Consider the following 25,790-nt stretch of genomic DNA (forward strand, 5'->3'; position numbering starts at 1 on the left):
AGCATCGAGGACCATGGGAACATGGAGTGGCCGGAAATGAAAAAAGCCGTTGGGTCGCAACGGCTTTTTTCATTCGGGTCTGGCGGAAACGGAGGGATTCGAACCCTCGATGAGGCTCTACACCCCATACTCCCTTAGCAGGGGAGCACCTTCGGCCACTCGGTCACGTTTCCAGGAAAAAGCGATTATGCCAGCTTAAGAGGCCGGTTGATCGAGATCGAAGGCCTTGTGCAGCGCGCGAACGGCGAGTTCCATGTACTTCTCGTCGATCACGACCGAGGTCTTGATCTCGCTGGTGGAGATCATCTGGATGTTGATGCCCTCCTCGCTCAGCACTCGGAACATCTTGCTGGCCACGCCCACGTGGCTGCGCATGCCGATGCCGACGATGCTGACCTTGCAGATCTTGGTGTCGCCGACGATGTCGGTCGCGCCCAGGGTGGGCAACACCTTTTCCTTGAGCAGGTCGACGGTCTTGGCGTAGTCGTTGCGGTGGACCGTGAAGCTGAAGTCGGTGCGGCCGTCCTTGCTCAGGTTCTGGATGATGACGTCCACCTCGACGTTGGCATCGGCCACGGCGCCCAGGATGTGGTACGCGATGCCCGGCTTGTCGGGCACGCCGAGCACGGAGATCTTGGCTTCGTCACGGTTGAACGCGATGCCGGATACGACGGCTTGTTCCATGTTTTCGTCTTCCTCGAATGTGATCAGGGTGCCCGAGCGGGCCTCTTCCTTGATGTCGATGTCCCAGGGCGTGAAGCTGGACAGCACCCGCAGCGGCACCTTGTATTTGCCGGCGAACTCGACCGAGCGGATCTGCAGCACCTTGGAGCCCAGGCTCGCCATCTCGAGCATCTCCTCGAAGCTCACGGTGGTGAGGCGGCGTGCATCGGGTTCGACACGCGGGTCGGTGGTGTAGACCCCGTCGACGTCGGTGTAGATCAGGCACTCGTGCGCCTTCATTGCCGCCGCGATCGCGACCGCCGAAGTGTCGCTGCCGCCACGACCCAGCGTGGTGATATTGCCGGCTTCGTCCACGCCCTGGAAGCCGGTGATGACGACCACCTTGCCGGCATCGAGATCGGCGCGCACGCGCTCGTCTTCGATGCGCTCGATGCGGGCCTTCGTAAAGGCGCTGTCGGTCCTCACCTGCACCTGCCAGCCGGCGTAGCTGACGGCCTGCATGCCCTCGGCCTGCAGCGCGATCGCCAGCAGCGCCGACGAGGCCTGCTCGCCGGTGGCCGCGAGCATGTCGAGCTCCCGGTTGTGGTCGTCGTCGACCTTGCCGGGTGCGAGCTCTTTGGCCAGGCCGAGCAGGCGATTGGTCTCGCCGCTCATGGCGCTCGGGACCACCACCATCTGGTGGCCGGCGCGCGCCCACTTGGCGACGCGCTTGGCGACATTTCGGATGCGCTCGGTCGAGCCCATCGACGTGCCGCCGTATTTGTGAACGATCAATGCCATGGGTGAAGTCAAGGAGAAGGATTCGGATGCCTGCCGCAGTGCCGGCGTCCGGGATTTCTGCCGCATGCCTGGGGTGCCTGCTTCAACGCAAGGCTGCGGGCTGCGACGGAGGCCGGGCATTGTACCAACGCAGAATGTCGCCCTCGCGCTGGACGTAACCGTCAGCAACCTTGAGGCGGATGCGGTGGCCGCGGGTGCTGCAGGCCTCGATCTGGTCGAGCAGCTGTTCGAGCTGGGCCTCGCTGGGCACCGCGTCGTGCTCGCGCCTGAGCCAATGGCGCAACACGTTGGCGAGCCGCCCCCGCGGCAAGCTGCGCAAGGCCTCCAGCGCGGGCGGCGAGCCCGCGGCCTCGATGTCGGCGGCGGCGACCTCGGCCAGCAACCGCGAGGCCTTGGCGGCGTTGCGCGCCGAGCGGGCAAAGGTCTCGCGGAACTGCGGCAGCGTTGCGGCGAGCGCCGGCAGCAGCAGCTGCCTGATCCGGTTTCGCGTATAGCGCAGATCGGCGTTGCTGGGGTCGTCGATGTGGGCAGTGCCGCTCTCGGCGATCCACTCGCGCAGCGCCACGGCGTGCACCTCCAGCAACGGCCGGTGGAAGTTCACGCCATGCCGCTGCATCCGCTGCGGCATGCCGGCCAGTCCGTCGAGCCCGGCGCCGCGGCTGAGTGCGATGAGCATGGTCTCGACCTGGTCGTCGGCATGCTGGGCCAGCGCCACATCGCTCAGGCCGTGCGCGCGGGCCAGCGCCGCCAGCGTCACATAGCGCGCCCGCCGCGCCGCATCTTCGGGACTTTCGCCGGGCGCGTGCCGCGCGTCGACGTGGCCCACCTGCAGCGGCACGCCCAAGGCCTCGCAGGTCGCGCGGCAGTGTGCTTCGAATTCATCGGCCGCCGCCTGCAGCCCGTGATGCACGTGCAGGGCCTGCACCTGCCCAGGCCACCGCCGTGCGGCCGCGTGCAGCAACGCGGTGGAGTCGGCGCCGCCGCTGTAGGCGATGCCCAGCGGAAGCGGCGCCGCCCAGGACGCAAGCGCAAGGGCGGCGGGATTCTCCATCGGGGATTGGCGGGCTGCAGGCAGCCCGCAAAGGGCTACTTGGCGCTCTCGGCCTTGGTGTCGGCGAAGCGACCGTAGCTCTGCAGGCGCTCGTAGCGGCGGTCGAGCAATTCCTTGGGCCGCAGGTCGGCGACCTGGCGGAAGGCATCGTTGAGCGCGCGCTTGAGGAAGGCGGCCATCTGCCGGTGGTCGCGGTGCGCACCGCCGACCGGCTCGTTGACGATCTTGTCGACCAGGCCCAGGGCCTTCAGCCGGTGGGCGGTGATGCCCAGCGCATCGGCCGCATCCTGGGCCTTGTCACTGGTCTTCCAGAGGATGGAGGCGCAGCCTTCGGGGCTGATCACCGAGTAGACCGAGTACTGCAGCATCAGCACCTGGTCGCCGACCGAGATGGCCAGCGCGCCGCCGGAGCCGCCCTCGCCGATGATGGTGACGATCACCGGCACCTCGAGCTGCGCCATCTCGAAGATGTTGCGGCCGATGGCCTCGGACTGGCCGCGCTCCTCGGCGTCGATGCCGGGATAGGCGCCCGGCGTGTCGACGAAGGTGAAGACCGGCAGCTTGAACTTCTCGGCCGTCTTCATGAGCCGCAGCGCCTTGCGGTAGCCCTCGGGCTTGCTCATGCCGAAGTTGCGCGCAGTGCGCTCCTTGGTGTCTCGGCCCTTCTGGTGGCCCAGCACCATGCAGGGGGTGCCGTTGAAGCGCGCCAGGCCGCCAACGATCGACAGGTCGTCCGCGAAATGGCGGTCGCCGTGAAGCTCGACGAAGTCGGTGAAGATCTCGTGGACGTAGTCCAGCGTGTACGGGCGCTCGGGATGCCGGGCGATCTTGGTGATCTGCCAGGGCGTCAGGTCGCTGTAGATTTCCTTGGTGAGCTGAAGGCTCTTCTTGCCGAGCTGGTCGATCTCTTCCGAGATGTCGACCGCCGACTCGGTCTGCACATAGCGCAGTTCTTCGATCTTGGATTCGAGCTCCGCGACGGGCTGCTCGAAGTCGAGAAAGGTTCGTTTCGCCAACGTCTTCTCCTCTTGTCAGTATGCGACCACCGGCAGGGGGTCGAGCGATCGCCAAATATACCAAGTCGCGACGCTGCAGTAAGGGGCCCAGGCAACGGCAACCTCGCGCGCATCGCTGCGGCTGACCGGATCGCCCGAGAAATAGCTGCGGCTGATGCCGGCGATCAGCCCGGCATCGTCCAGCGGCAGCACGTTGGGCCGCATGAGGTGAAAGATCAGGAACATCTCGGCGGTCCAGCGGCCGATGCCGCGGATCGCGACCAGCTCCGCGATGATCATCTCGTCGGACATGTCTTTCCAGGCATCGACATGCACGGAGCCTGAGTCGAAATTCAGCGCCAGATCCACCAGGTACTCGACCTTGCGCGCCGACAGGCCGGCCGCGCGCATGTCGTCGACCTTGAGCTTGAGTACGTTCGCCGGCGTCATCTTGCGCGGCAACTCGGCGAAGCGGTCCCACACCGATTGGGCGGCCTTCACCGAGATCTGCTGGCCCACGATGCTGCGCGCCAGCGTGGTGAAGGCATCGCCCCGCGACTCCAGGCAGGCGTCGCCGAACTGCGGGATCAGGCGCTTCATGACGCGGTCTTTCCGCGCCAGGTACTTGCAGGCCTCCTCCCAATACGGCGGCGTGTGGATTTCGATGAGGGGGGACTTCTTGGCGGGAGGCATTGTTGTTCTCAGGCCCTCACTTGACGGTGGTCCAGGTAGTGCCGGACGGCGAATCCTTGAGCACGATGCCCTGAGCCAGCAACTCGCCGCGGATGCGATCCGCCTCGGCGAAGTTCTTCGCCGCCTTGGCCTCGGCGCGCCGCGCGATCAGGGCCTGGATCGAGGCATCGTCGAGGGTGCTGCCGGCCTGCAGGAAGGCCTCGGGGTCGGCCTGCAGCAGGCCCAGGCAGGCACCCAGCGCCTTCAGGAGCCCGGCGGCCCGGGCCGACTTCGTGCGGTTCACTTCACCGGCCAGCTCGAAGAGCACGGCCACCGCCTCGGGCGTGCCGAAGTCCTCGTCCATCGCGGCCTTGAAGCGGGCGGCATGGGGCTCGGTCCAGTCGATGGTGGCGAGATCGGCCGGCGCTACCAGGTGCAACGCCGTGTACAGGCGCTTGAGCGAGGCACGTGCATCGTCCAAGTGCACGTCGCTGTAGTTGAGCGGACTGCGGTAGTGCGCGCGCACGACGAAGAAGCGCACGGTCTCGGCATCGAACTCCTTCAGCACGTCGCGAATGAGGAAGAAGTTGCCCAGGCTCTTGGACATCTTCTCGTCGTCGATGTTGATGAAGCCGTTGTGCATCCAGATGCGGGCCAGCGGCTTGCCGTTGGCACCCTCGCTCTGCGCGATCTCGTTCTCGTGGTGGGGGAACTGCAGGTCCATGCCGCCGCCGTGGATGTCGATGGTCTCGCCGAGCAGCTGGCAGGCCATGGCCGAGCATTCGATGTGCCAGCCGGGGCGGCCGGGACCGAACTCGCTGGGCCACTTCACCTCCTCGGGCTCGGTGGGCTTGGCGCTCTTCCAGAGCACCGGGTCGAGCGGGTCGTCCTTGCCGTCCAGCACGGCCACGCGCTCGCCGGCATGGAGCTCGTCCAGCGACTTGCCGCTGAGCTTGCCGTAGCCGGGGAACTTGCGCACCGCGTAGTTGACGTCGCCGTTGGTCGAGCGGTAGGCCAGGCCCTTCTGCTCGAGCGTGGAGATCATCGACAGCATCTGCGGCACGTACTCGGTGGCGCGCGGCTGGTGCGTGGGGCGCTCGATGCCCAGGGAGTCGGCGTCCTCCTGCAGGGCCTGGATCATGCGGTCGGTCAATGCGCGGATGCTCTCGCCGTTCTCCACGGCTCGCCGGATGATCTTGTCGTCGATGTCGGTGATGTTGCGCACGTACACGACCTCGAGACCGGAGGCCTTGAACCAGCGCTGCACCACGTCGAAGGCCACCATCGAACGCGCATGGCCGAGATGGCAGTAGTCGTAGACCGTCATCCCGCACACGTACATGCGCACCCGACCGGGTTGCAGAGGAGAAAAATCCTCCAGTTCACGCGACAGCGTGTTGTAGATGCGAAGACTCATGAGACAGGGGAAATGCCGGATTCGCCCACGCGACATGGGCGAGCGACAGAGATTTTTTCAGGGGTGAGGATGCTATGGCAACGAGAGGATGAAGGGAGCCCCTCGGCTACAATCCCGCGTCAGTATAAACGGCCGGTCCCGTTATTTTCCCTGGTGTTTTCGAGGCCCGCGTTCCTCCCCATTTCTCGAGGCTCATGAAGCACGCCGCTGCCCCCTCTCCCTCTTTCATCCCGCGCTTCCTGTCGGTTCTGTTGCTCGCCTTCGCGGCCGTCGCGGCGCATGCCGACGACTACCTCGACGTCAACACCCTGCTGCGCCAGGGCAAGGCGGCCGAGGCGCTGACCAAGGCCGACGCCTACATCGCCGGCAAGCCGCGCGACCCGCAAATGCGCTTCCTGCGCGGCGTGATCCTGACCGAGCAGGGCAAGCAGGCCGAGGCGATCACGGCCTTCACGCAGCTCACCCAGGACTTTCCCGAATTGCCCGAGCCCTACAACAACCTCGCCGCCCTCTACGCCTCGCAGAGCCAGTTCGACAAGGCGCGGGCGGCGTTGGAAATGGCGATCAAGCTCAATCCGAGCTACGCCACTGCACACGAGAACCTGGGCGACATCTACGCCCGTCTCGCCGGTCAGTCCTATGGCCGCGCGCAGCAGCTCGAGGCGAGCAACACCAGCATCGCGCCCAAACTCGCGCTGATCCGCCAGCTGTTCAGCGCGCCAGGCAGCACCACGCTGCCGGCAGCGCAGCCCGAGGCCCGCAAGCCGGTGCGCCGCTAGCTGCCGCTGTTGGGCGCACGAGCGTCCAGGCGCGTTTCTTCAAGCCCGTTCCACTTCCACACCATGCACATTCTTTCCCGTCGCACGGCACTCATCCTCGTCTCGACGCTGAGCCTGGCAGGCGCCACGTGGGCGCAACAGAGCGCGCCACGCGTCAAGCTCGCCACGTCGGCCGGCGACATCGTGGTCGAGCTCGCGCCCGACAAGGCACCCAAGACCGTCGACAACTTCCTGCAGTACGTGCGCGACAAGCACTACGACGGCACGGTGTTCCACCGCGTGATCGACGGCTTCATGATCCAGGGCGGCGGCTTCACGCCCGAGCTGCAGCAAAAGCCCACGCGCGCGCCGGTCCCGCTGGAAGCCAGCAATGGCCTGAAGAACGACAAGTACACGATCGCAATGGCGCGCACCGCCAATCCCAATTCCGCCACCTCGCAGTTCTTCATCAACGTGAAGGACAACGCGATGCTCAACGCGCCCAACCCGGACGGCCATGGCTACACCGTGTTCGGCAAGGTGGTCTCGGGCACCGAGGTCGTCGACAAAATCCGCGCCGTGCGCACGGGCAACAAGGGCGGCATGCAGGACGTGCCGCTCGAAAGCGTCACCATTCAATCCGCCACCGTGGCGAAGTAAGCCATCAACAAGGAGCCCTCATGAGCAATCCCCAAGTCGAACTGCACATCAAGAACCAGGGCGTCATCACGCTCGAGCTGGACCAGGACAAGGCGCCGAAGTCGGTCGAGAACTTCCTTGCCTACGTCACCAAGGGCCACTACGACAACACGGTGTTCCACCGCGTGATCCCCGGCTTCATGGTGCAAGGCGGCGGCTTCGAGCCGGGCATGTCGCAGAAGCCGACGGGTGCCGAGATCCAGAACGAGGCCAACAACGGCCTGAAGAACGACAACTACACCGTGGCCATGGCCCGCACCAGCGCGCCGCACTCGGCGACGGCCCAGTTCTTCATCAACGTGGCCGACAACGGCTTCCTCAACCACACTGCACCCTCGGCACAAGGCTGGGGCTATGCGGTGTTCGGCAAGGTCATCGACGGCAAGGAAGTGGTCGACAAGATCAAGGCCGTGAAGACCGGCCGCAAAGGCTTCCACGACGACGTGCCGCTGGAAGACGTGATCATCGAGAAGGCCGTCGTCAAGGGCTGAAGATGACGGCTTTCGCCGAGCTCGCGGCTCCCGCGGCGTGGCGCACGGTCGACCTCATCTCCGACCTCCACCTGCAGTGCTCGGACCCGGCGACCTTCGAGGCGTGGCGCGGCTACCTGCAGACCACGCCGGCGGATGCCGTCTTCATTCTCGGCGACCTGTTCGAGGTCTGGGTCGGCGACGACGCGGCAGCCGAGCCCGGCTTCGAGGCCCAGTGCGCCGAGGTGCTGCGCGAAGCCGCTGCGCGCCGGCCGCTGTTCTTCATGCACGGCAACCGCGATTTCCTGCTCGGCGCCGCTTTCGCCGCGCAATGCGGCATGCAACTGCTCGACGACCCGACCGTGCTGGCCCTGCATGACCGGCGCTGGCTGCTGAGCCACGGCGATCTTCTCTGCCTCGCGGACACCGAGTACCTGCGCTTCCGCGCCGAGGTGCGCACCCCTGCCTGGCAGGGCGCTTTCCTCGCCCGACCGCTGGCGCAGCGGCGCGCCCTCGCCCGCTCGATGCGCGCGCAGAGCGAGGACCGCAAGCGCAGCCCCGGCATGGTCTGGGCCGATGTCGATGCCGAAGCCGCGTGCAGCTGGCTGCGGCAGGCCGGCGCGACGACGCTGGTCCACGGCCACACCCACCGGCCCGCGGACCATGCGCTCGGCGACGGGCTGCAGCGACTCGTGCTGAGCGACTGGGACCTCAAGGCCCATCCGGCCCGCGCGCAGCTGCTGTGCCTGTCGAGCGCAGGTCCGCAACGCGTCGATCTGCGCTGATGTTCGGTTGGCTGCGCGGGCTGCGCACTGCGCCCCCCATCCCCGAGCCCGCATGGCGCGCGACTCTCGCGCGCTACCCTTTTCTTGCCGATCGGCCCGGTGCCGACCTGGAGCGCCTGCGCCGTCTGGCGGCGGAGTTCCTGCGCGACAAGGAATTCCACGGCGCCCACGGCTTCGTCATCACCGACGAAGTCGCGCTCGCCGTGGCGGCCCAGGCCGTGCTTCCGGTGCTGCACCTGCCGGGCGGCCTGCGCTGGTACGACGATTTCGTCGGCATCGTGATCCATCCTTCCGAAGCCGTGGCCCGGCGCAAGACGGTCGACGAGACCGGCGTGGTCCACGAGTACGACGAGATCCTGGCCGGCGAGGCGATGGACCGCGGCCCGGTGATGCTGAGCTGGCAGGACGTGCTGGCGGGCAGCGTGACGCAGGACGCGGGCTACAACGTCGTGATCCACGAGTTCGCCCACAAGATCGACATGAAGAGCGGCGCGGCCGACGGCTGTCCGCTGCTGCCGGCCGGCTTTGCGGGCACGACGAGCGCGCGCGCCGCGCGCATCGCCTGGTTCGCGGTGCTGCAACCGGCCTACGAGGACTTCCGCGAGAGAACCATCGTTGCCGAGCGCTTCGGCGGCGAGGCGCCTTGGCTCGATGCCTACGGCGCCGCATCGCCGGGCGAGTTCTTCGCCGTGGCCTGCGAGGCCTATTTCGTGAACCGCACCAAGCTGGCGTTGGAATTCGCCGGCCTGGTCGCGCTGTTCGACGAGTTCTTCAGGCGCCCGGCCCCGCAGGCCTAGGCGCCCTCCTCCACCTCACTTGCGCAGCAGCGCCTTGAGCGCGTTCTGCAGGCGGCGCGCCGAGGCGGCGTCGTGCGCCGTCGCGAGCACCGTGCCGGCGTCCTGACCCCAGGTCTGCGCCGGGGCGGGATCGCCGCGCCGCGTCAGCAGTTTCAGCTGCAGCGCTCGGCGCGCGTCGAGCTGCTCGGCCGGCGTCGGCACTTCGGCCGCCATCTCCAGCCGAAGCAGGGCCTCGGCGGCCTCGTCGGGCTTGGCCGAGGGGCCGGACGTCAGGGCCTGCGACCACTGCCCGCGCACGGCGGGCGTGACAGCGCGGCCCAGCTCCTGCACGCTGGGCAGCTTCGACGCATCGCGCTGCTCCCACGCGCCCAGCACCTGGGTCAGCGCTTCGCCGTGGGCCTGGGCGGCGAGCTTGCGCAGGGCCTGCTCGGCACGCTCCAGTGCGTCGCGCTGGGCGCGGAAGGCGGTGTCGCCGAGGCGGGGGCCACGCTCTTCGCGCGGCGGACGGTCGCCGAAGCGGCCGGCGCCCGGGCCTCCTCGATCGCCGGCGCGCGGCGGGCGCTCGTTGGCGCGACCGGGCGGGCCACTGCGGCTGTCCCGGCGATCGCCGCCGAAGCGGCTGGTGCCGCGTCCCATCGGCGCCGCCTCGGCCTTCTTGTTGCCGGGCCGGTCGTCGCCGCGCACCGCGATGACGGGCTTGGGTGCCGGTTTGGGCGGCGCTGCGGGCGCCGGTGCGCTTTCTGCTTCTGCCCCCGTCTCGCCGGCGTCTGTGCGGGCAGAGGCATCGGCGCCATCGGCAGGCGCAACCAGGTCCGGCGTCGGCGGCGCGGCATCTGCGGCGGCCGACGGGGGCGAAGCCTCGGCATCGCCCGACGCGGGCGCCTGCTCGGCGCTCTCGCCGAACTCGGCGGCCGCCTGACCGGGGGCCACGACGCCAGTCGCTCCGACAGAGGGCCCGTCGGCCGCTGCAGTCTTCGGCGCGGGCGGCGGCGCCTCACCGCGCAGGGCACCTTCGAGCCGAGCCACTGCGGCGCGAATCTTCTGCGCATCCCCCGTGGCATTCGCGGCTTCCAGCGCCTTCGAGGCTTCGAGCACGTTGCGGTCGTGCTCGCTCATGGCCGCGGCCGCCTTCTCGCGCTCGGCGCTCTTGCGATTGAAGGCCTCGTCGATCGGGGCGCGGAAGGTGTCCCACAGCTTCTGTTCCTGGCGGCGGTCCAGCGGCACCGTCTGGGCCTCGGCTTGCCAGCGCTGTTGGAGGGCCTTCACGGCATCGATGCGCAGCATCGGCGCGGCGCCGAGCTCCGTGGCCTCGGCGATCATGGCCTGGCGGCGCTCGATGCTGGCCTTTTGCTCCAGCTCGAAGGGAGCGCGCGCCGCGCCGAAGGCCGCGTTCCACTGGGGCTGCAGCTCGGCGAACACCTTTTCGCCCACATGGCCGGCGTCGCGCCAGCGATCGGCGAACTGGTGCAACGCGCGGTTGTAGGCCTTGAGGTCGGTGTTGCCGGCCTGCGCCTCGGCCCAGGCCTTCACCTCCTCGATCAGCGCCAGGCGCTGGGCCCGGTGCTCGGCCGCATCGGCCCGCACCTTCTCGAGCCAGGCCTCCACCACCTTGTGGGCCTCGTTGCAGGCCTCGTCGAAACGCTTCCACAGCGCGTGGTTGGGCACGCCGCCCTGGTCGGCCTGCTTCCATTGCTCGCGCAGGCTGCGCAGCGTCTCCTGCATCTTGCGGCCGCCCAGGGCCTGGCCCTCGGGACGCTTGAGCAGGCTTTCGGCCTTGGCCACCAGGTCCTCGCGCACCTTGTCGGCGCTCCAGCGCTGCCAGCCTTCGAGCTCCCCGGCGGCGACCAGCGCCGCATGCACGCGGGCTTCCAGCGGGGCATCGACCATCTTGCCGTGCTCCTTGAGCACGGCACGCAAGGCCGCGGCGGCGCCGGCGCTGGCCTTGCCATGGCCTTCGGCGGTTTCCTGCTCGAGCTTGGCCAACGCGGCCTCCACGGCGGCCTGGGCGGCAGCCCGCTTCTCGGGATCGACCTTCGGCGCCGGCGGCTTCTGCGCGGCGGGAGGCGCCGCTTCGGGTGCGCCTCCGCGGGCCACGCGCAATTCGTCGGCCCAGACCGGAACCGGCGGCAGGGGCGCCGCCGCATCCTCGGCGGCGGCCACGGTCTGCGCCAGCGCCTGGTGGAAGGCATCCGACACCACGAGCAGTTGCGACTTGGAAGACTCCAGCTGCGGCGCGAACTTGGCGTCCAGGCTGGTCCAGTTGGGGTCGGCTGCGATCTCGGCGGCCTGCTGCTGCCAGTGCGCCACGTCGGCGCGCAGCGCTTCTTCGGCCGCCTGGGCGTCGCGCCAGCCCTTGGTCGACAGCACCTCGAAGCGCTGCGCCAGCAGCACGGCCGCTTCGCGATGCACCTGCGCGCGGTGCTGCAGGTCCTCGATGCCCTTCACGCGCTCGGCCAGGCGCGCCTTGAAGCTCGCCAGCGGCTCACGCGACAAGGGGGCGCCGGCCTTGGCCGCATCCCGCTGCCAGGCGAGCGCATCGGCAATGTTGAGCTTGGGCTGGGCCAGCAGGGCCTCGGCCTTCTGGGCCCATTCGGCGGCGATGGCCTCCTGGCCGCGGGCGCGCTTGAGCTCGTCGAGCTTCTCGCGCAGGAGACGTGCGGCGCCCTTGTCGCGGCCGCTCAATTCCTTGAACACCTCCTGCATCTGCTCGGGCGCCGGATTGCCGGCCAGCCACTCGCGGATACGCTGGGCACGCTCCCCGGAGGTTGGTGCAGTGAAGGCGCCGCCCGTCATCGTGTCGAGGGACTGGAGGTCGTGGGGCTTGGTCGAAGTTGAAGTCACTGCGCGAATAAAACCTGATCTGAAGAGGAAAAGCGAAGGCGCCGGCATTTTGCCGGCGCACGTCGCCATTTTCGCCGAGTTGCGGCGCGTGGGGTCAGCGGGTGGCCAGATTCAGCTCCGCGCCGGGTTTCCAGCTGGCGTCGCCGCCCTTGGTGCGTACCGCGCCGAGGAACAACCGCTCGCTGGGCAGCTTCTGCGCCAGCAGGTAGTCGCGCACGGCGGCGCCGCGCTCGACGGCCAGCTGGCGCATCGACTCTTCGTCGACCGGGATGCTGGCCATCAGCAAGTCTTCCATCTCCTTCACAGGAACGTCCTTGGCCAGGCCGATCATGTTGCGGGGCTTGGTCTTGAGGTCGGAGCGCTGGTACACCGCGGCCAGCAGCTCGGGGTATTCGGCGTCGGTGACCGGCGTCACGTCGGCCGCATTCTGGTTGCTGCGCACTGCCGCGCGCCGCTTCTCGGACTGGGCGAGGTCGCGCACGCGCTGCCGCTGGTAGGCCTCACGCTCCTGCTCGAGGCTGGAGGTGCCCACCACCGTCATGCGCAGCGCGGGCCGGTCGGTGAGCGCCTTCGCGACCTTGTCCAGGCCCTGCTTCGCCTCGGCCGAAAGCGCCGCGCTGCCGGGCGCGAAGGCGATGGTGCTCGAATCGCCGCCGCCGCCGCCGAGCCCGCCCGTCAGCAAGGCGAAAGGCGCGGTCGCTGCCTTGGCGATCAGGTTGACGATCGCCTTCAGGATCAGCGGCCCGATGCTGAACTGCGGGTCGTTGAGGGAGCCGCTGATCGGGAAGTCGATGTCGATCACGCCGTTGCGGTCGGCCAGCAGGGCGACGGCGAGGCGCACCGGCAGGCTGTTGGGCGCGCCCTGCACCTCCTCGCCGAACTGCAGCTGGTTCAGCACCAGCTTGTTGGAGGCGGTGAGCTGGCCGTCCGGCGTGATCTTGTAGTTCACGTCCATGCTGAGCTTGCCGCGCTCGATGCCATGGCCGGCGTAGCGCACCGAGTACGGCGACAGCGGCGGCAGGTCGAGCTCCCGCATTTTGGCGGTGATGTCGAGTTCCAGCGGCTTGGCCAGCGGGTTGAGCTTGCCGGTGATCTCCAGCGCGGCCGTCTGCTGGGCCTTGCCGCGCAGCTCGAGGTCCGCCAGCGCCGGCCTGTCGCCTTGCGGCTTGGACGAGAAGGCGCTGAGCTTGCCGGTGAGTTCACTGAGATCGGCCGAGTAGTTGGGCTTGACAAACAGGTCGCTGAAGTCGATGCGCCCGTTGACCAAGTTCATGGGGCCGAAATTGATGATAGGCGCGGGACCGCCGCTCTCGGGCGCCGGTGCCTTCGCGGTCGCCGCGGGCGTCGCGGCGGCAGGCGGCGTGGGCGCACCGCCGGCCATCGCCTCGGCGGACAACGGGGCCCCGCCAGCAGGTCCCGTCTGCTTCTTGACGGTCGTGGTTGTCGTGGTGCCGCCGAGACTGCGCCGCGTCCTGGTCTCGCCGGCCGGCATCGGCGCCGGCTCCCCGGGCTTCTTGGTGAGATCCTGCAGATTGAGGCGGCCTGTCGGGTCGATGATCACGCGCGCGAAGAAGTCGGTCAGCGTGGTCTCGCGCACGTCCACCGCAAGCGGCGCCTGGGGCGCCAGGTTGACTTGCAGCCCGCGCAGGTTGAGGGTCTTCCACCTCAGCAACTGGTTGCTGCGATTGGCCTGCCCGGCCGATTGGGTCAGGGTCGCGCTGTTGGCGCGGAAGTCTTCCAGCGCCGTATCGCCCGCCAGTTTCACACTCATGCCCGCGGGCGTGGTGCTGTACTTGACCGTACCGCGATAGCTTGCAAAGGCGCGTCGGATATCGATATTGAGCGCGTCGGCGTAGTAGGCCTTGAAGGCGTGCGCCGGGACAGAGGCCACTTCCAGCCGGCCCTCGGCCGCCACCGGCTTGAGCGCCACCGTGCCCTTGTAGTCGAAGCGCCCCGCTTCCGCGCGGCCGGCGGCGATGCGCCCGGACAGCTGCAGCGGCGAGGCGGTGTCCGTGTTGGGCGCGATCTTCTGGGCGTTGACCTTCAGGGCACTGATTTCGAAGGCCACCGGCGCCGCCCCTGCCTTGTCGGAATAGGACAGCGCACCGTTGTCGACCGCTACGGTGCCGATGGACAGCTCCCAGGGCTTGGTGTTGGCATCGGCGGCGGGCGCCTTCGCATTTCTGGGCGCGGCGGCCGTGGCCTCCGTGGCCGCGGCCTGGCTGCCGCCTCGCGGTGCCTTGAGCCAGCGCTCGAACATCCAGCGCTTCTCGTCGTCCCGCTCGACAAGCACCTTGGGGCTGTTGGCGCTGAACGAGGCGATGCTCAGCGTGTGCTTCGTCATGTCGACTTCGGCATCGGCCAGCTCGAAACGCCCCACGCTGGCCAACGCTGCCTTCGCCTGCGTGAGTGCCAGCCCGTCGACCGCGACTCGGCTGGCCTTGAACTTCAGGTTGGGCTGATTCCAGGCGACGTCGATCTGGCCGCTGAGCTTGCCGTCGAGCGTGGGCTCCAGGCTCTGCGCCAGGTACGGGGCCGCCAGCGACAGCGGCAGGGCCTCGACCTCGGCGCGTACTTTGGCAACCTTGTCGGTCGCCTCGCCGCCGAACTTGAGTGCGGCGCCGCCCACGGCGGTGGAACCGTTGAAGATGGCCGGCTTCTCCATCGGCCAGGCGATGGCGCTGGCATCGATCTGGAGCTGCTTCATGTCGACCGCCGCCGCGGGCTGGATGCTTTGGTCGCGCCATCCGATCTCGCCGCCGGACAGAGCCAGCTTGTCGACCTGCACGCGCCAGCCCGGCGCCGCGCCCGCCACGGGCTTGACGCCGGCCTCGCCGTTCGGCGGAGCGTCGGGAGGCGGCGCCTTCTCGGCTGCACTGGCGCCCGGGGCGGGCAGCAGGTTGAGCCGGCCGGCCGCGTCGCGCGCCACCACCAGCTGCGGCGCTGCCAGCGCCACCTCGCTCAAGTGCAGCACGCGCTCCAGCGGGCGCACATCGGCCAGTGCCACCTTGAGCGAGTCGAAGCGAAGCAGGTCGCGCGCCTTCGAGTCGGCAAGCTGGATGCTGTGCGCCGCCACCGTTCCGGTGATCTTGAGTCCGGCGGTGGCCGCCTGCACGAAATCGATCTTCAGGTCCGCGTCGAGTTTGCCGGCCTGCAGGGCGACCGGCAGGCCGCCAGGGATGTAGCCCAGATAGGGCACCAGGTCCAGATCCTTGAAGCTGATCTGGGCATCGGTCTTGCGGTCGTCGGCGAAAGGCGTGGTGGCGGCCGCCGAATCGAAGGCGCTGCCGTTGAGCACGAAGGCCAGCTTGGGCTCCGTCTTGATCGTCCGCTGCGAAGGGAGATTGCTCAGGAACGGCACCTTGAGCACGAAGTTGCGCAGCTCATGCGTGCGCTTGACGGCCCGGTCGTCGAAGTCCAGCGACCCGTTGGTGATGGCGATGTTGTAGATGGCGAAGCGCGGCGGCTCGCTCTTGGGCGTCTCGGGGGCGCTGGCGAGCTTGGCCAGGATGTCGTCGATGTCGTACTTGCCGTCCGCCTGGTGGGTCAACAGGATGGCGGGCGCATCGACGCTGACCGCGTCGATCACCGGTGCCAGCCGCACGATCGACTGCAGTTCGGCGTCTGCATAGATGCGCGCGATGGCCAGTTGCGGACGGCTGCCGTCGGCGGTCGCGATGCGCAGGTCGTCGAGCGTGAGCTCCAGCGTCCAGGGCTTGAAGTCGATCTTGCCGACGCTGACCTGGCGACCGAGTTTCTCGCTCGCGATTTTCTGGATCTGGCTTTTGGCGATGAGCGGCACGGCGAGCCAGGCGAGGGCCCAGACCGCGAGCAACACCAGCAAGGCCAGCACCGCCCGCCGCACCCACTTGTTTTGTTTCAGCGAAGCAGCATTCATCGGAGGGCGAGTTTGCCCCAAACGAATGGAGCTTCCCAGAAACCAGAAAGCCCGGCTGCCTGACTTTATGTCTGGCCTCCGGGCTCGATGGCGGGCGCCACGCCCATGCCATCTTTTCGCTCGACCGGAAGTTGGATTGTTCCGGTCATGCTGGCAGCAAGAGATTGCCACCATGGGGCCTCGGCCTCTGAACCGTTCGATGGATCTCTCCCGGCTACCGGACCTCGGTTAAACGCCTGAAACCTCAGGCCACCTGAGGGTAGGCTTGCCGTGACGAGATTGCAAATAAGCTTTTCAATGGGCGGGCCGCGGGCGATGCACACCCCTTCCAAAGCCTGTAAATAGCATAACTTGTCATTTCTTTATGCTTGACCGGGTATTAAGCGCCTCCTAGAATTCGCGCTGCCCCAACCGCTCATTTGCCGGTCGGATCTGTCCTACACCCGCTGCTGAATTCTTTCGGCTTAAATCAGGCGGCCGCGCTCTCAACCCCTTTCGCGCGGTACCTGATTCGTACCAATCCACAAGCGCCGCCGCCTTCGACCACCGCCTTCCGGCGCTGCGACCCAGGTGCCGCACAGAAGGAGGAAGAGCGATGAAACAGGCGTTTGCCGCCACAGCCCGAGGGCTGCGGACTTTCATGTCCGACGTGGCCGAAGGCTTTTTCGAAGTGACCCACAACGGCTTCGCCCTGCTCGGGCTCGCCCTGGTGTTTGCCGTGCTGGCGCTCGCCGCGCGGCCGGACCTGCGCCAGTCGGGCGAAGAACAGCTCATGGGCTGGCTGCAGGCGCGCAAGCCCCCGGCCGAACCCACCATCGATCTCGAGCCCACCGCCATCGACCGCACCACAGCCGCCAGCCCCCATGAACTGACGAAGCCGCAGGCTGCGGTGGCCTACTGGTTGAGCAAGAAGTACCGAGTGGCGGTCGAGCCGCTGAGCGTGCTGGTGTCGGAAGCCTTCGAGCTCGGCAAGCGCTCCAAGCTCGACCCGACGCTGATCCTGGCCATCGTGGCGGTCGAGTCCAGCTTCAACCCCTTCGCCCAGAGCCATGTCGGCGCTCAGGGCCTGATGCAGGTGATGACGCGGGTGCATGGCGAGAAGTACGAAAGTGCGGGCGGCACCCTCACCGCCTTCGATCCGGTGACCAACATGCGCGTCGGCGTCAAGGTGCTGCAGGAATGCATCGCGCGGGCCGGTTCGCTGGAAGGCGGCCTCAAGTACTACGTGGGTGCGGCCAACCTGCCGGACGACGGCGGCTATGCCGGCAAGGTGATGGCAGAGCATGCGCGCCTGCAACAGGTGATCGCCGGCCGCGCGCCTTCCACCGCCCCCACTCCCACGCCCCCCGGCATGCGCGCGCAGCCCCTGCCGGTGGTGGCGCCCGCCAAGCCCGAAGGCAACAGCGCACAGAACGTGGCGCTGGCCTCGGAGCTCTAGGCCTTTTTACGGCGGCAGCCGGGCCGTCGGCTACACTCCCACGGCGCGCGACTGGCGATAGGCGCAGCCCCATTTCAGGTGCTGGTGCTGACGTGGATGACCACTGGGAAGCGTGCCGCCTGCGGTGCCAAGCAGGCGTTCAGCCGTTCGCCTGGGCAGCCCTTGTTTGGTTGAAGAACAAGGACCATCGTTCTTAAAGGACTGCCATGTACAACCGGAACATCCTGGTCGAACAGACCGATCCCGAAATCTGGGCCGCCATTCAAGCCGAGCACGCGCGGCAGGAACAGCACATCGAGCTCATTGCGAGCGAAAACTACGCCTCCCCGGCCGTCATGGCTGCGCAAGGCTCGCAACTCACCAACAAATACGCCGAAGGCTATCCCGGCAAGCGCTACTACGGCGGCTGCGAGCATGTCGACGTCGCCGAGCAGTTGGCCATCGACCGCGTCAAGCAGCTCTTCGGCGCCGATGCCGCCAACGTGCAGGCCCATTGCGGCGCCTCCGCGAACGAGGCCGTGATGCTGGCTTTCTTGAAGCCCGGCGACACCATCATGGGCATGAGCCTGGCCGAAGGCGGCCACCTGACCCATGGCATGCCGCTCAACATGAGCGGAAAGTGGTTCAACGTCGTGAGCTATGGCCTCAACGACAAGGAAGAAATCGACTACGACGCGATGGAGCGCAAGGCGCACGACGCCATGCCCAAGCTGATCATCGCCGGCGCCTCGGCCTATTCGCTGCGCATTGATTTCGAGCGCTTCGCCAAGGTCGCCAAGGACGTCGGCGCCATCTTCATGGTCGACATCGCCCACTACGCCGGCCTGGTCGCGGCAGGCGTGTATCCCAACCCCGTGCCGCACGCGGACGTGGTGACCTCCACCACCCACAAGAGCCTGCGGGGCCCGCGCGGCGGCATCATCCTGATGAAGTCGCAGCACGAAAAGGCGATCAACAGCGCGATCTTCCCGGGCCTGCAGGGCGGCCCGCTCATGCACGTGATCGCGGCCAAGGCCGTGGCCTTCAAGGAAGCACTGTCGCCGGAATTCAAGGCCTACCAGCAGCAGGTCGTGAAGAACGCGCAGATCGTCGCCGAAACGCTGAGCGCGCGTGGCCTGCGCATCGTCAGCGGCCGCACGGAAAGCCACGTGATGCTGGTCGACCTGCGTGCCAAGGGCATCACGGGCAAGGAAGCCGAGGCCGTGCTGGGCAGCGCCCACATGACCATCAACAAGAACGCCATCCCCAACGACCCCGAGAAGCCGATGGTGACCAGCGGCGTGCGCATCGGCACGCCTGCCTTGACCACGCGCGGCTTCAAGGACGAAGAGGCACGCCTCACCGCGAACCTGATCGCCGATGTGCTGGACAACCCGCGCGACGCCGCCACCATCGAGGCGGTGCGCGCCAAGGTGCATGCGCTGACCAGCCGCTTCCCGGTGTACCGCTGATCACCCGCCTGGCGTCCGCATGAAGTGCCCTTTCTGCGGTCATCTCGAAACGCAGGTCGTCGAGACCCGCGTATCGGAGGATGCCGACTTCGTGCGGCGCCGCCGCCAGTGCAGCACCTGCGAAAAGCGCTTTACCACCTACGAGCGGCCGGACGTCAACTTCCCGGTGGTGGTCAAGAAGGACGGCAGCCGCGCCGACTTCGACGCCAAGAAAGTCCGCGCCTCGATGATGCTGGCGCTGCGCAAGCGGCCGGTGAGCATCGAGCAGATCGACCACGCGCTGCTGCGCATCGAGCAGAAGCTGCTGTCCAGCGGATTGCGCGAGATCGAATCGACGAAGGTGGGCGAGCTTGTCATGCGCGAACTCAAGCGCCTGGACAAGGTGGCTTACGTGCGCTTTGCCTCGGTGTATCGCAGCTTCGAGGACGTGGACGAGTTCAGGCAGTTGCTGCGCGATATTTGATCAGCGCCAGCAGTCACTGGGGCTTAAGCCGGACTTGGCATTCGCAATCCCCCGAACCCCTGTGTTGTCGAGTCGCAGCGATCCGCAGCGGTCTCCCTCCATCGACCCCGTTGGCACCGCCTCGAGATTGAAAGAGCTGGCGGTATGCGTCACGAACTGAATCGTGTAAGTTGTCGCCCCTCCCCGTGGCACAGACGCCAATGCGGGCGGAAGCGTCATGTCTGACTTTGTGTTGTCGTTGAGGACCTTCAGGAAACTGTCGTTCTGCGAGTAAAAGCGTTGCATGTACTGCGCCGCTTCCATGAGCTGTGCGCGTGCCTCGGCGCGCTTCGACTTGCGCACGGACTCGAGATAGCTCGGATAGGCGATCGCGGCCAGGATGGCGACGATCGCGACCACGATCATCACCTCGATGAGGGTGAAGCCGCCGTGGCGCCGGCGTGGCTGGTTGATCAATGTCATTGCTTGTTCAGTAAGAAGGAGGCGAGATGATCTGCCGCCATTGGCGCTTAACAGGCGTTCCTCCCAGCTTGACCTTTTTGGTGGAATCCGCGCCCAGAGGACTTCCGGGTGTTCCAGGACCTTCAAGCCGGACCTCGGAACTTCCAGGAACCCGCACAATCCGGCGCTGCCCGATCGATGAGAAGTGCGTCACGGCGGCAGTGACGTTGTCCGCTGCCGTGAACGAGCCGTCATTGCTGGTATCGAAAGTTGGGCCGTCCTGGCTCGGCGCACCCGTGAAGGGATCGAGCACGAAGGTATAACCCTGGGGCTGCGTCGCAGTGCAGCCGGTGGCTGTGCCGCCGGGCACCATGGTGTCGAAGAGCACACGACCCGATTCGATCTGGGGTGAGTAAATCTGCCGCTGGCCGGGGGCGATAGTCATTCGGATCTTCCAGCCGCGTTTCTTCGCGGCAGAGCCGGTGCCATAGTCCACGCTGTTGCTGCTGATAGCGAAGTATTCGCCAGTGCTGCCATTTATCGTCAAAGGGGTGATGGTCTGCGTCACGAGATCGGCCGCACTCACAACGCCACCCAGCGGTGCCTTGTCCCAGATCCCGTAGAGACTTTGCTCGCTCGTGCTGGATGCGTCATCGCTCTCGAACAGCTTGCCCGTTCCTGCAAGGACCATGACGCCGCCGAGCGGATGGGGCAGCACGGTGGGCGCGGCCGTGATCGGCTCTGGCTTACCCTCGCTATTGGACGCATTGAAGAACGGATTGTTAGAAAAAGCCACACCCCATTCCGAACGATCGGCTGACGAGAAGTCAAACTTCCAGATAAAGCCCAAAAGATCACCCGCATAGGCGGCCACAACGCGCTTGTTGGCGTCACGTACCAGCTTTACGCCACCGAGACCAGCGGAGGAGCTGCTGAGAGCCGGGCTCAGGACCTTGATGCGCGCGCCTGTCTGCGCATCAATCACATACAACCGGGAACGTCCGCTGGCGCTGCCATAGCCATTCCCGGTGATGATGACCGAGGTACCGTCTTGCATGATGCCGGCCTCCGGCGCCTGCAGTACGTGCCCCAGCTCGCTGTAGTCCGGGTTGTCACTGTTGATTTCCCACAAGATGTCGGTCGCTCCGGGCGCCGATTGCTGGGCAGTCAGCGCCGTCGGATTGCCGCTCTCCACGGATGGGACGGGCACATTGATTGCAAACAGGTTCTTCGCGCCAGCGCCGCCGGTCCCGATGACCAGGTTTCGCCATTTACTGGCGGTGGTGTCGTAGACATCGGCCTCGGTCAATGGGCCGTCGACGAAATACTTGTGGTCATATGCGGGATTCGCCAATTCCCTGAGTCTTCCCATGACGCTGCGAGGCACGAAGGCAAAACTTTCAGTGCCACTTTCTGCATTGAAAGCATGCAGCATGCCGTCGTTGGCACCCACGAAGAGTTGAGGCGTGCGGAATTTCTTGCTCTTCAGATAGCGCAGATAGCTGCTCTTGCCGGGCATGGTATCCGGGAGAAAGTCGTACTGGCTGTCGACAAGATCCTTCACCAGCACGGGAGTGGAATTGACGATATCGCCTAGCAGCGACACCCTCTTGCGGTAGGTGCTTTGCTCTTCGGATCGATCGCCGCGCACGTAGCCGATCAACTTTGCGGGGTCGGCAACGCCGAGCGCTGCCTGCGTTGGGGCACTCATCGCCGCGGCGGTGAAAGGCACCCCGGTGGAATCTTCCTGCTTGAGTGTGTAGATGTTGCGGTCCGCCGAAGCCGGCAGCATCTTCGAAGCCGACCAGAGCGTGCTGCCGTCGCTCAGCCGCTGGGCTTCGACCTCGCCCGTCCAGTCGCCGGGCTTGTAGCTGGGGATGTACTTGACCGTTGTGGGTGCATAGCTGCGCCCCGACACGGCAATACCGGCCTCCCTGCCGCCACCGCTGGCGACCATTGTTTGAACCATCAACTTTAGCGCGTTGGTGTATTCCGATACGCTGTTGGCAAGCGCCGACCTGCCTCGGCTGTTGACAGCGGCGTGCCAGAGGTCGTCTGCATTTGCAATATCGTAGTTCTTTGGTGCACCCCAACCCACCGTTCCGGCGAGCAAGTTGGGCCAATCTTTTGGGTTGTCCAAGTGGCCCTTGATGCCAAGTCCAATGGTGTAATTAACCAGATGCTGCCAGTACGCCGGGTTTGAATTCGGAGTATCGATATCACTTGCCGGCACATCGTTCTTGAGATCGGGCCGCAGATCCCTGCTCCAGTAGTACATCGCGACGTCGGCAAGGGTGGGATCGCTGGCGCCGCGATAGGGAGCAACGGGCTTGTACAGGAAAGTCTTGGTCCCATTGGCATGAGTGATCAAAGGACCATCCATGTTGTCGACGTCCTGATTGGCACCGGGTGTGTTGGCGGGCCCGTCGTTCCACATTCCATCGGTCATCAGAACATGGAACGAACGTCGACAGCTTAGATGCACGGCGGATGACTCTCCCAGCTCCGGATCCGCAGCCCAAGGCGAACGAGAATCCGCCCGCGAAAAGTACTGGCCCACGTCATCCATGGCACGGCGAAGCGGGGTACCACCCACAAACCCCGCACCCAGCAGCAGATCGTAGAACCGCGCGCGCCCCGATGAGAATGGCCTGACGCCCATCATGACAGTGCCATTGGAAACGCCGTCAACAACCCCTCCGCCGGCACTGATGACGCCAAAGCCGACGCGAAACGCTGAGGGCACGGAGGCAAAAGCCTCGGCCGTTCCACCTTTCGCCACTTTCATTCGATTGCGCGCGTAGGTGAACCAGTTGGAGAAATTCTGTGCTTCTTCCTTGTAGGTGCACGTGCTGCCGGCACAGTCGTTGCGGAAGATTCCCTTGGGGTAACTATCAGTCTCGGGTGAAATAATGACCTGCTTGTAGTCAGCCGTGCTCCACCCCGTCCCGCTAACGAGCTTGTGATACTGCGCAGGCCAGGCAGTTTCGGTGGTGTTTTCGACTCCGCGGCGCGTGTACCACCGAGCAGTGACGGTCTGCATTGAAACGAGATTCTTCCTTTCGGAAAGAAGTCCTGGATCGAGTGGAGCTTGGTCGGCGGGATACTGCGGGTGGCGCTCCCCGTTTGCCTTCAACCATGGTAAGTAACGCACCTCCGGGTTGTAGTAGATCGGATTGAAAGCCGCCGAACGCAGTTGCCGGTTATAAAGATGCTCGGGGTCGTAGCTCAGACGCAGATCCTGAGAGCCCCCCTCGCGCCAAGGAGTCGTTTGGGCATAGCTGCACGCATCCGGCACGCACTCGTAGTACATGGATGTGGAGTTGTCCAGCGTGAATATCAGGTTTGGCGCCACCGAGGCAGTCGATCCCGTCAGCGGAATCTGAGACATCGCAGCGCCCACTTCACCAATCAGCAATACGCCGAGCATGAGCGCACCGAGTCGCTTCATCCAGTTTGTCATTTGCTTTTTCCTCTCTTTGTCCGGTTCAGGGCCGCCGTGTGATCGTCGACTGCAGCCAAACCTCACTACCTGAATCCGGAGTTCCCTTGGCGTTGGTGCGGTAGTCCGGGCTGTATCCCACCGAAGTGATCAGGAAAGCCTCGATCTCCGCGCCCTCCTCGTTGGGCAGCCGCAAGCGCTCTACCATGCAGCGTGGCAGCACCGCATCCTTCAGTGTTCTCGCGGCGGCGTCCGTGGAGTTGACGACGGACGTGTCGATGGCAATTGCCTTTTTGGATGAAAGCTCCCAGTTGGCACGCGTCTTCCACAGCGAGGGACTACTCCCATCCTCCGGGTAGTCGGCAGGCTCCAAGGTGCTCGTGCCGCTGTTCACCTTGGTGTTCTTCAGGATCTGGTCCTCGCAGAAGCGCAGTGCAGTTTCGGCCGCCTGAAAGGCGACTGTCTGTGTTCGAAGCCCCTTGGATACTTGCTCCCCCGTCGTCGCGCGCCGAATCGCCACCGTCGCGATCAGCGAAATCATGATGAGCAGAATTAGCGCCATGATCAGCACGATGCCGCGCTGACGCAGGGTGCTGCGTGATGAGTCAACGCAGGACTTCATGATGCAGACCCGACGAAGCCGCTCCGATTGCGCAGCGCAATCGTCTGAACGTAGGCCCGGCGAATCACGTTGTCGCTCGGCGTCACCGTACCGCCATCGCAGTCGACGTACTTGCTGCCGACGCCGGCCGGGGCCGAGTCGGCGCTGCGCATGAGCAGGCACAGCCTTACAGTGACCACCCTGGACCAGTTCTGGTCAACACTTCCTCCCAGCGCGTCGACGCCAGCTGCTGTCTCGAGGTACTGGACGACATCGAAACTCTGGCCATCCTTGGCCACCCCGAAGCGCAGCCTGATGTCCTCCACGTACTGCACCAGCGGTTGAGGGGAAAAGTTCTTTCCATTTCCGGCGCAAGACAGGTCAGACGTGCCACTCGAGCTGTTGACAGCGGCCCAGAATCGCGACTCGACCAAGGGGTATGCAACTCCGAGCGCGCCCGTTGTGTACTTCGTTGAGTCAACCTCATTGCCGAGGCAATCGGAGTTGAGAGGAAGCAACGCTCGCAGGCTGTCGGTTCCTGTGGGATCTGCGCCTTCGAAGCGCAGAGCGAAGGCTGCCGGCCCCGTCGACGCCGAGCTGCACGAAAGGTCAGCAAAGGTCGCCGTAGTGGCGTTCGTGAAGCCGTGGTCACATGCACGGACGCCAGCACCAGCAAAATTCCGGTCAGGGGGGGAAGTCTTGACACCATCCACCAGCGCAGCGACGGGAAGCGTGCCCCGGCGCGGCAAGCTGAAGCCCGCCATGCGCAGTTGCGGACCGATGAAGCTCAGGGCAGTCGCCGCGTCTTCGTTCATGCGCGCAACCGCAGTGGATTGCCGGCCGCTAAGGCTGGTGGAGAGGTAGACGACCGTCAATGCACCGAGGACCACGATGCCGATCGTGATGGCGATCAGCAGTTCAACTAGCGTTCGCCCACGCGTGGTCCAGTTGGCAGAAGAGGATTGGCGGCGGTTCATAGGCTGATCCGGTAGTACATGCAGCGCGGTGTCGGTGCTAGCCCCTTCACTGCGGTGGCAGGGCAGTCGGTGTTGGCGGCTACGGAAAGTTCGGAGGTGCTGGGATCGATCCAGAGAATCCAGATGTCGGTCGCCAGGGTGTTCGTGGTGTCGCGCTGGACAAAGGCATCACCGCCTGGCAGGCGCCGCTGAAGTTCGTTGACCCACTCCGCCATGTCCTTCGCCGCCATCTCGGCGACGGTGCAGGCAGTGTCATTGGCACAGGACGGTACTGTGACTGTCACCGTGGAATAGGCCGAGGCCCGTACATAACCACCGCTTTGGAAGCCTGCGACATTGCCGCGCATGCGCTCCCCGAGATCCGAAGCCAGCGCCATGCCGACGGACTGGAACTGGGCCATCTTCACGTACTGTTGCGCCGCCGCGGCAAGCCCTCCCAGTGCAAGCAGTCCGAAGGACATGATGAGAACGGCGATGAGCACTTCGAGCAGCGAACTGCCCTTCTGGCGTTTCTGCCCCACAGGCGCAAGCGTCGCGAGCCTTGCCATCATGAGCATTCACCTTCGATGACGCGAGCCCTTCCGCCGACCCCGATACAAAGCTTGCGCGCGAACGATCTGCCGGGGGACTCGAATGCGAAGCTTGTAAAGGCAGAGATCAGTGTCCCTGTGGGCTGGAACACGATGCTCCTGTAGCCGTTCTGATCGAGCTTGCCGTTCTTCTCAAGGCTGCCCTGCACGCGCAGCAGGACGTCGCCGCTGCCGGCATCGAAGCTGCCATCGCCCCCGAAGTCCACGAACACCAGCCAGCCGGTATTCCAAGCGGTGTTCGCATTGCAAGAAGGCGTGCCGTTCTCGGCGTCGGTGCTACGGCACAAGGCGACGGGGAAGCCCCGCTTGATCGCCTCGGCCCGCGCGAACGCGATGCTGCTCGTCAAGCTTTCCATGCTCTCGTTGAGGCCATTGCGCTCGATCAGGTTGCGCATCGATGGTGCGGCGAGCCCTACGAGAATGGCGGAGATCGCGATCACGACCATGGCCTCCACCAGGGTGAAACCGCCCTCCCTGCGACGGGGTGCGCCTGGCATTGGCTTTGACGAGTAGAACAATCGCTTCATGACGAGCCGGACT

Annotated in this window: 21 protein-coding genes, 1 tRNA gene and 1 riboswitch; of the genes, 8 read left to right on the top strand and 14 right to left on the bottom strand. The window is 65.9% G+C overall.

Annotated features, from left to right (window positions below; all coding sequences use genetic code 11):
- Positions 1–80 precede the first annotated feature (80 nt).
- The 6 genes from AC3A6Y_RS13230 to cysS all read right to left on the bottom strand — a co-directional run bounded on the left by AC3A6Y_RS13230 (position 81) and on the right by cysS (position 5,599).
- Positions 81–173 (bottom strand) — tRNA-Ser (locus AC3A6Y_RS13230).
- Between the two features lie 22 nt (positions 174–195).
- On the bottom strand, positions 196–1,464 hold the full coding sequence (locus AC3A6Y_RS13235) for an aspartate kinase (protein ID WP_487868676.1): 1,269 nt from the start codon (positions 1,462–1,464) through the stop codon (positions 196–198).
- A gap of 82 nt (positions 1,465–1,546) precedes the next feature.
- Positions 1,547–2,515 (bottom strand): tRNA lysidine(34) synthetase TilS, encoded by a 969-nt coding sequence (gene tilS, locus AC3A6Y_RS13240; RefSeq protein WP_487868677.1) that lies wholly within the window; start codon positions 2,513–2,515, stop codon positions 1,547–1,549.
- Between the two features lie 35 nt (positions 2,516–2,550).
- Positions 2,551–3,531 carry an acetyl-CoA carboxylase carboxyltransferase subunit alpha gene (locus AC3A6Y_RS13245; protein ID WP_487868678.1) on the bottom strand — a complete coding sequence of 327 codons (981 nt, stop codon included), beginning with the start codon at positions 3,529–3,531 and terminating at the stop codon, positions 2,551–2,553.
- 15 nt (positions 3,532–3,546) lie between these two features.
- The gene (locus AC3A6Y_RS13250) at positions 3,547–4,203 is read right to left on the bottom strand and encodes a DNA-3-methyladenine glycosylase family protein (protein ID WP_487868679.1); all 657 of its coding nucleotides are present in this window, start codon (positions 4,201–4,203) and stop codon (positions 3,547–3,549) included.
- A gap of 16 nt (positions 4,204–4,219) precedes the next feature.
- A complete protein-coding gene (cysS, locus tag AC3A6Y_RS13255) occupies positions 4,220–5,599 on the bottom strand; it encodes a cysteine--tRNA ligase (RefSeq protein ID WP_487868680.1) in 1,380 nt (459 codons plus the stop codon).
- A 194-nt stretch (positions 5,600–5,793) separates the two neighbouring features.
- Between cysS and AC3A6Y_RS13260 the strand changes: the two genes are divergently transcribed.
- The 5 genes from AC3A6Y_RS13260 to AC3A6Y_RS13280 all read left to right on the top strand — a co-directional run bounded on the left by AC3A6Y_RS13260 (position 5,794) and on the right by AC3A6Y_RS13280 (position 9,108).
- On the top strand, positions 5,794–6,378 hold the full coding sequence (locus AC3A6Y_RS13260) for a tetratricopeptide repeat protein (protein ID WP_487868681.1): 585 nt from the start codon (positions 5,794–5,796) through the stop codon (positions 6,376–6,378).
- Between the two features lie 63 nt (positions 6,379–6,441).
- Complete coding sequence (locus AC3A6Y_RS13265) at positions 6,442–7,017, top strand: peptidylprolyl isomerase (protein WP_487868682.1); 576 nt, start codon at positions 6,442–6,444, stop codon at positions 7,015–7,017.
- A 20-nt stretch (positions 7,018–7,037) separates the two neighbouring features.
- A complete protein-coding gene (locus tag AC3A6Y_RS13270; protein ID WP_106558751.1) occupies positions 7,038–7,547 on the top strand; it encodes a peptidylprolyl isomerase in 510 nt (169 codons plus the stop codon).
- A gap of 2 nt (positions 7,548–7,549) precedes the next feature.
- Positions 7,550–8,311, top strand: a complete 762-nt coding sequence (locus AC3A6Y_RS13275) for a UDP-2,3-diacylglucosamine diphosphatase (protein WP_487868683.1) — start codon at positions 7,550–7,552, stop codon at positions 8,309–8,311.
- Positions 8,311–9,108 (top strand): M90 family metallopeptidase, encoded by a 798-nt coding sequence (locus AC3A6Y_RS13280; protein ID WP_487868684.1) that lies wholly within the window; start codon positions 8,311–8,313, stop codon positions 9,106–9,108. Before AC3A6Y_RS13275 ends, AC3A6Y_RS13280 begins: the two co-directional genes overlap by 1 nt.
- 15 nt (positions 9,109–9,123) lie before the next feature.
- Here AC3A6Y_RS13280 and AC3A6Y_RS13285 read toward each other — a convergent pair whose 3' ends face one another.
- A complete protein-coding gene (locus tag AC3A6Y_RS13285; protein ID WP_487868685.1) occupies positions 9,124–11,949 on the bottom strand; it encodes a DUF349 domain-containing protein in 2,826 nt (941 codons plus the stop codon).
- Between the two features lie 94 nt (positions 11,950–12,043).
- On the bottom strand, positions 12,044–15,847 hold the full coding sequence (locus tag AC3A6Y_RS13290) for a DUF748 domain-containing protein (RefSeq protein WP_487868686.1): 3,804 nt from the start codon (positions 15,845–15,847) through the stop codon (positions 12,044–12,046).
- Positions 15,848–16,442: 595 nt separating this feature from the next.
- On the opposite strand from AC3A6Y_RS13290, the gene AC3A6Y_RS13295 reads away from it, so the two are divergent.
- From AC3A6Y_RS13295 to nrdR, 3 genes are all read left to right on the top strand, one after another.
- Positions 16,443–17,285: a lytic transglycosylase domain-containing protein gene (locus tag AC3A6Y_RS13295; RefSeq protein WP_487868687.1), complete on the top strand. Its 843-nt coding sequence runs from the start codon at positions 16,443–16,445 to the stop codon at positions 17,283–17,285.
- Between the two features lie 37 nt (positions 17,286–17,322).
- Positions 17,323–17,449: riboswitch (ZMP/ZTP riboswitch) on the top strand.
- Positions 17,450–17,491: 42 nt separating this feature from the next.
- Positions 17,492–18,736 carry a serine hydroxymethyltransferase gene (gene glyA, locus AC3A6Y_RS13300; protein WP_487868688.1) on the top strand — a complete coding sequence of 415 codons (1,245 nt, stop codon included), beginning with the start codon at positions 17,492–17,494 and terminating at the stop codon, positions 18,734–18,736.
- A gap of 19 nt (positions 18,737–18,755) precedes the next feature.
- Positions 18,756–19,199, top strand: a complete 444-nt coding sequence (gene nrdR, locus AC3A6Y_RS13305) for a transcriptional regulator NrdR (protein ID WP_487868689.1) — start codon at positions 18,756–18,758, stop codon at positions 19,197–19,199.
- Here the strand turns inward: nrdR and AC3A6Y_RS13310 are convergent, their stop codons facing one another.
- Genes AC3A6Y_RS13310 through AC3A6Y_RS13335 form a run of 6 tightly spaced genes read right to left on the bottom strand, consistent with a single transcriptional unit; the run spans position 19,200 to position 25,777 of the window.
- Positions 19,200–19,661, bottom strand: a complete 462-nt coding sequence (locus AC3A6Y_RS13310) for a type IV pilin protein (RefSeq protein ID WP_487868690.1) — start codon at positions 19,659–19,661, stop codon at positions 19,200–19,202.
- Positions 19,662–19,668: 7 nt separating this feature from the next.
- On the bottom strand, positions 19,669–23,103 hold the full coding sequence (locus AC3A6Y_RS13315; protein ID WP_487868691.1) for a pilus assembly protein: 3,435 nt from the start codon (positions 23,101–23,103) through the stop codon (positions 19,669–19,671).
- A 25-nt stretch (positions 23,104–23,128) separates the two neighbouring features.
- Positions 23,129–23,704: a pilus assembly PilX family protein gene (locus AC3A6Y_RS13320; protein WP_487868692.1), complete on the bottom strand. Its 576-nt coding sequence runs from the start codon at positions 23,702–23,704 to the stop codon at positions 23,129–23,131.
- Positions 23,701–24,660, bottom strand: coding sequence for a PilW family protein (locus AC3A6Y_RS13325; protein WP_487868693.1), 960 nt, complete (start codon positions 24,658–24,660; stop codon positions 23,701–23,703). Before AC3A6Y_RS13325 ends, AC3A6Y_RS13320 begins: the two co-directional genes overlap by 4 nt.
- On the bottom strand, positions 24,657–25,211 hold the full coding sequence (gene pilV / locus AC3A6Y_RS13330; RefSeq protein ID WP_487868694.1) for a type IV pilus modification protein PilV: 555 nt from the start codon (positions 25,209–25,211) through the stop codon (positions 24,657–24,659). The genes AC3A6Y_RS13325 and pilV overlap by 4 nt, the downstream gene beginning before the upstream one ends.
- On the bottom strand, positions 25,208–25,777 hold the full coding sequence (locus tag AC3A6Y_RS13335; RefSeq protein ID WP_487868695.1) for a GspH/FimT family pseudopilin: 570 nt from the start codon (positions 25,775–25,777) through the stop codon (positions 25,208–25,210). Before AC3A6Y_RS13335 ends, pilV begins: the two co-directional genes overlap by 4 nt.
- Between the last annotated feature and the right edge of the window lie 13 nt (positions 25,778–25,790).

Source organism: Variovorax sp. Soil_C_17 (assembly GCF_057657265.1).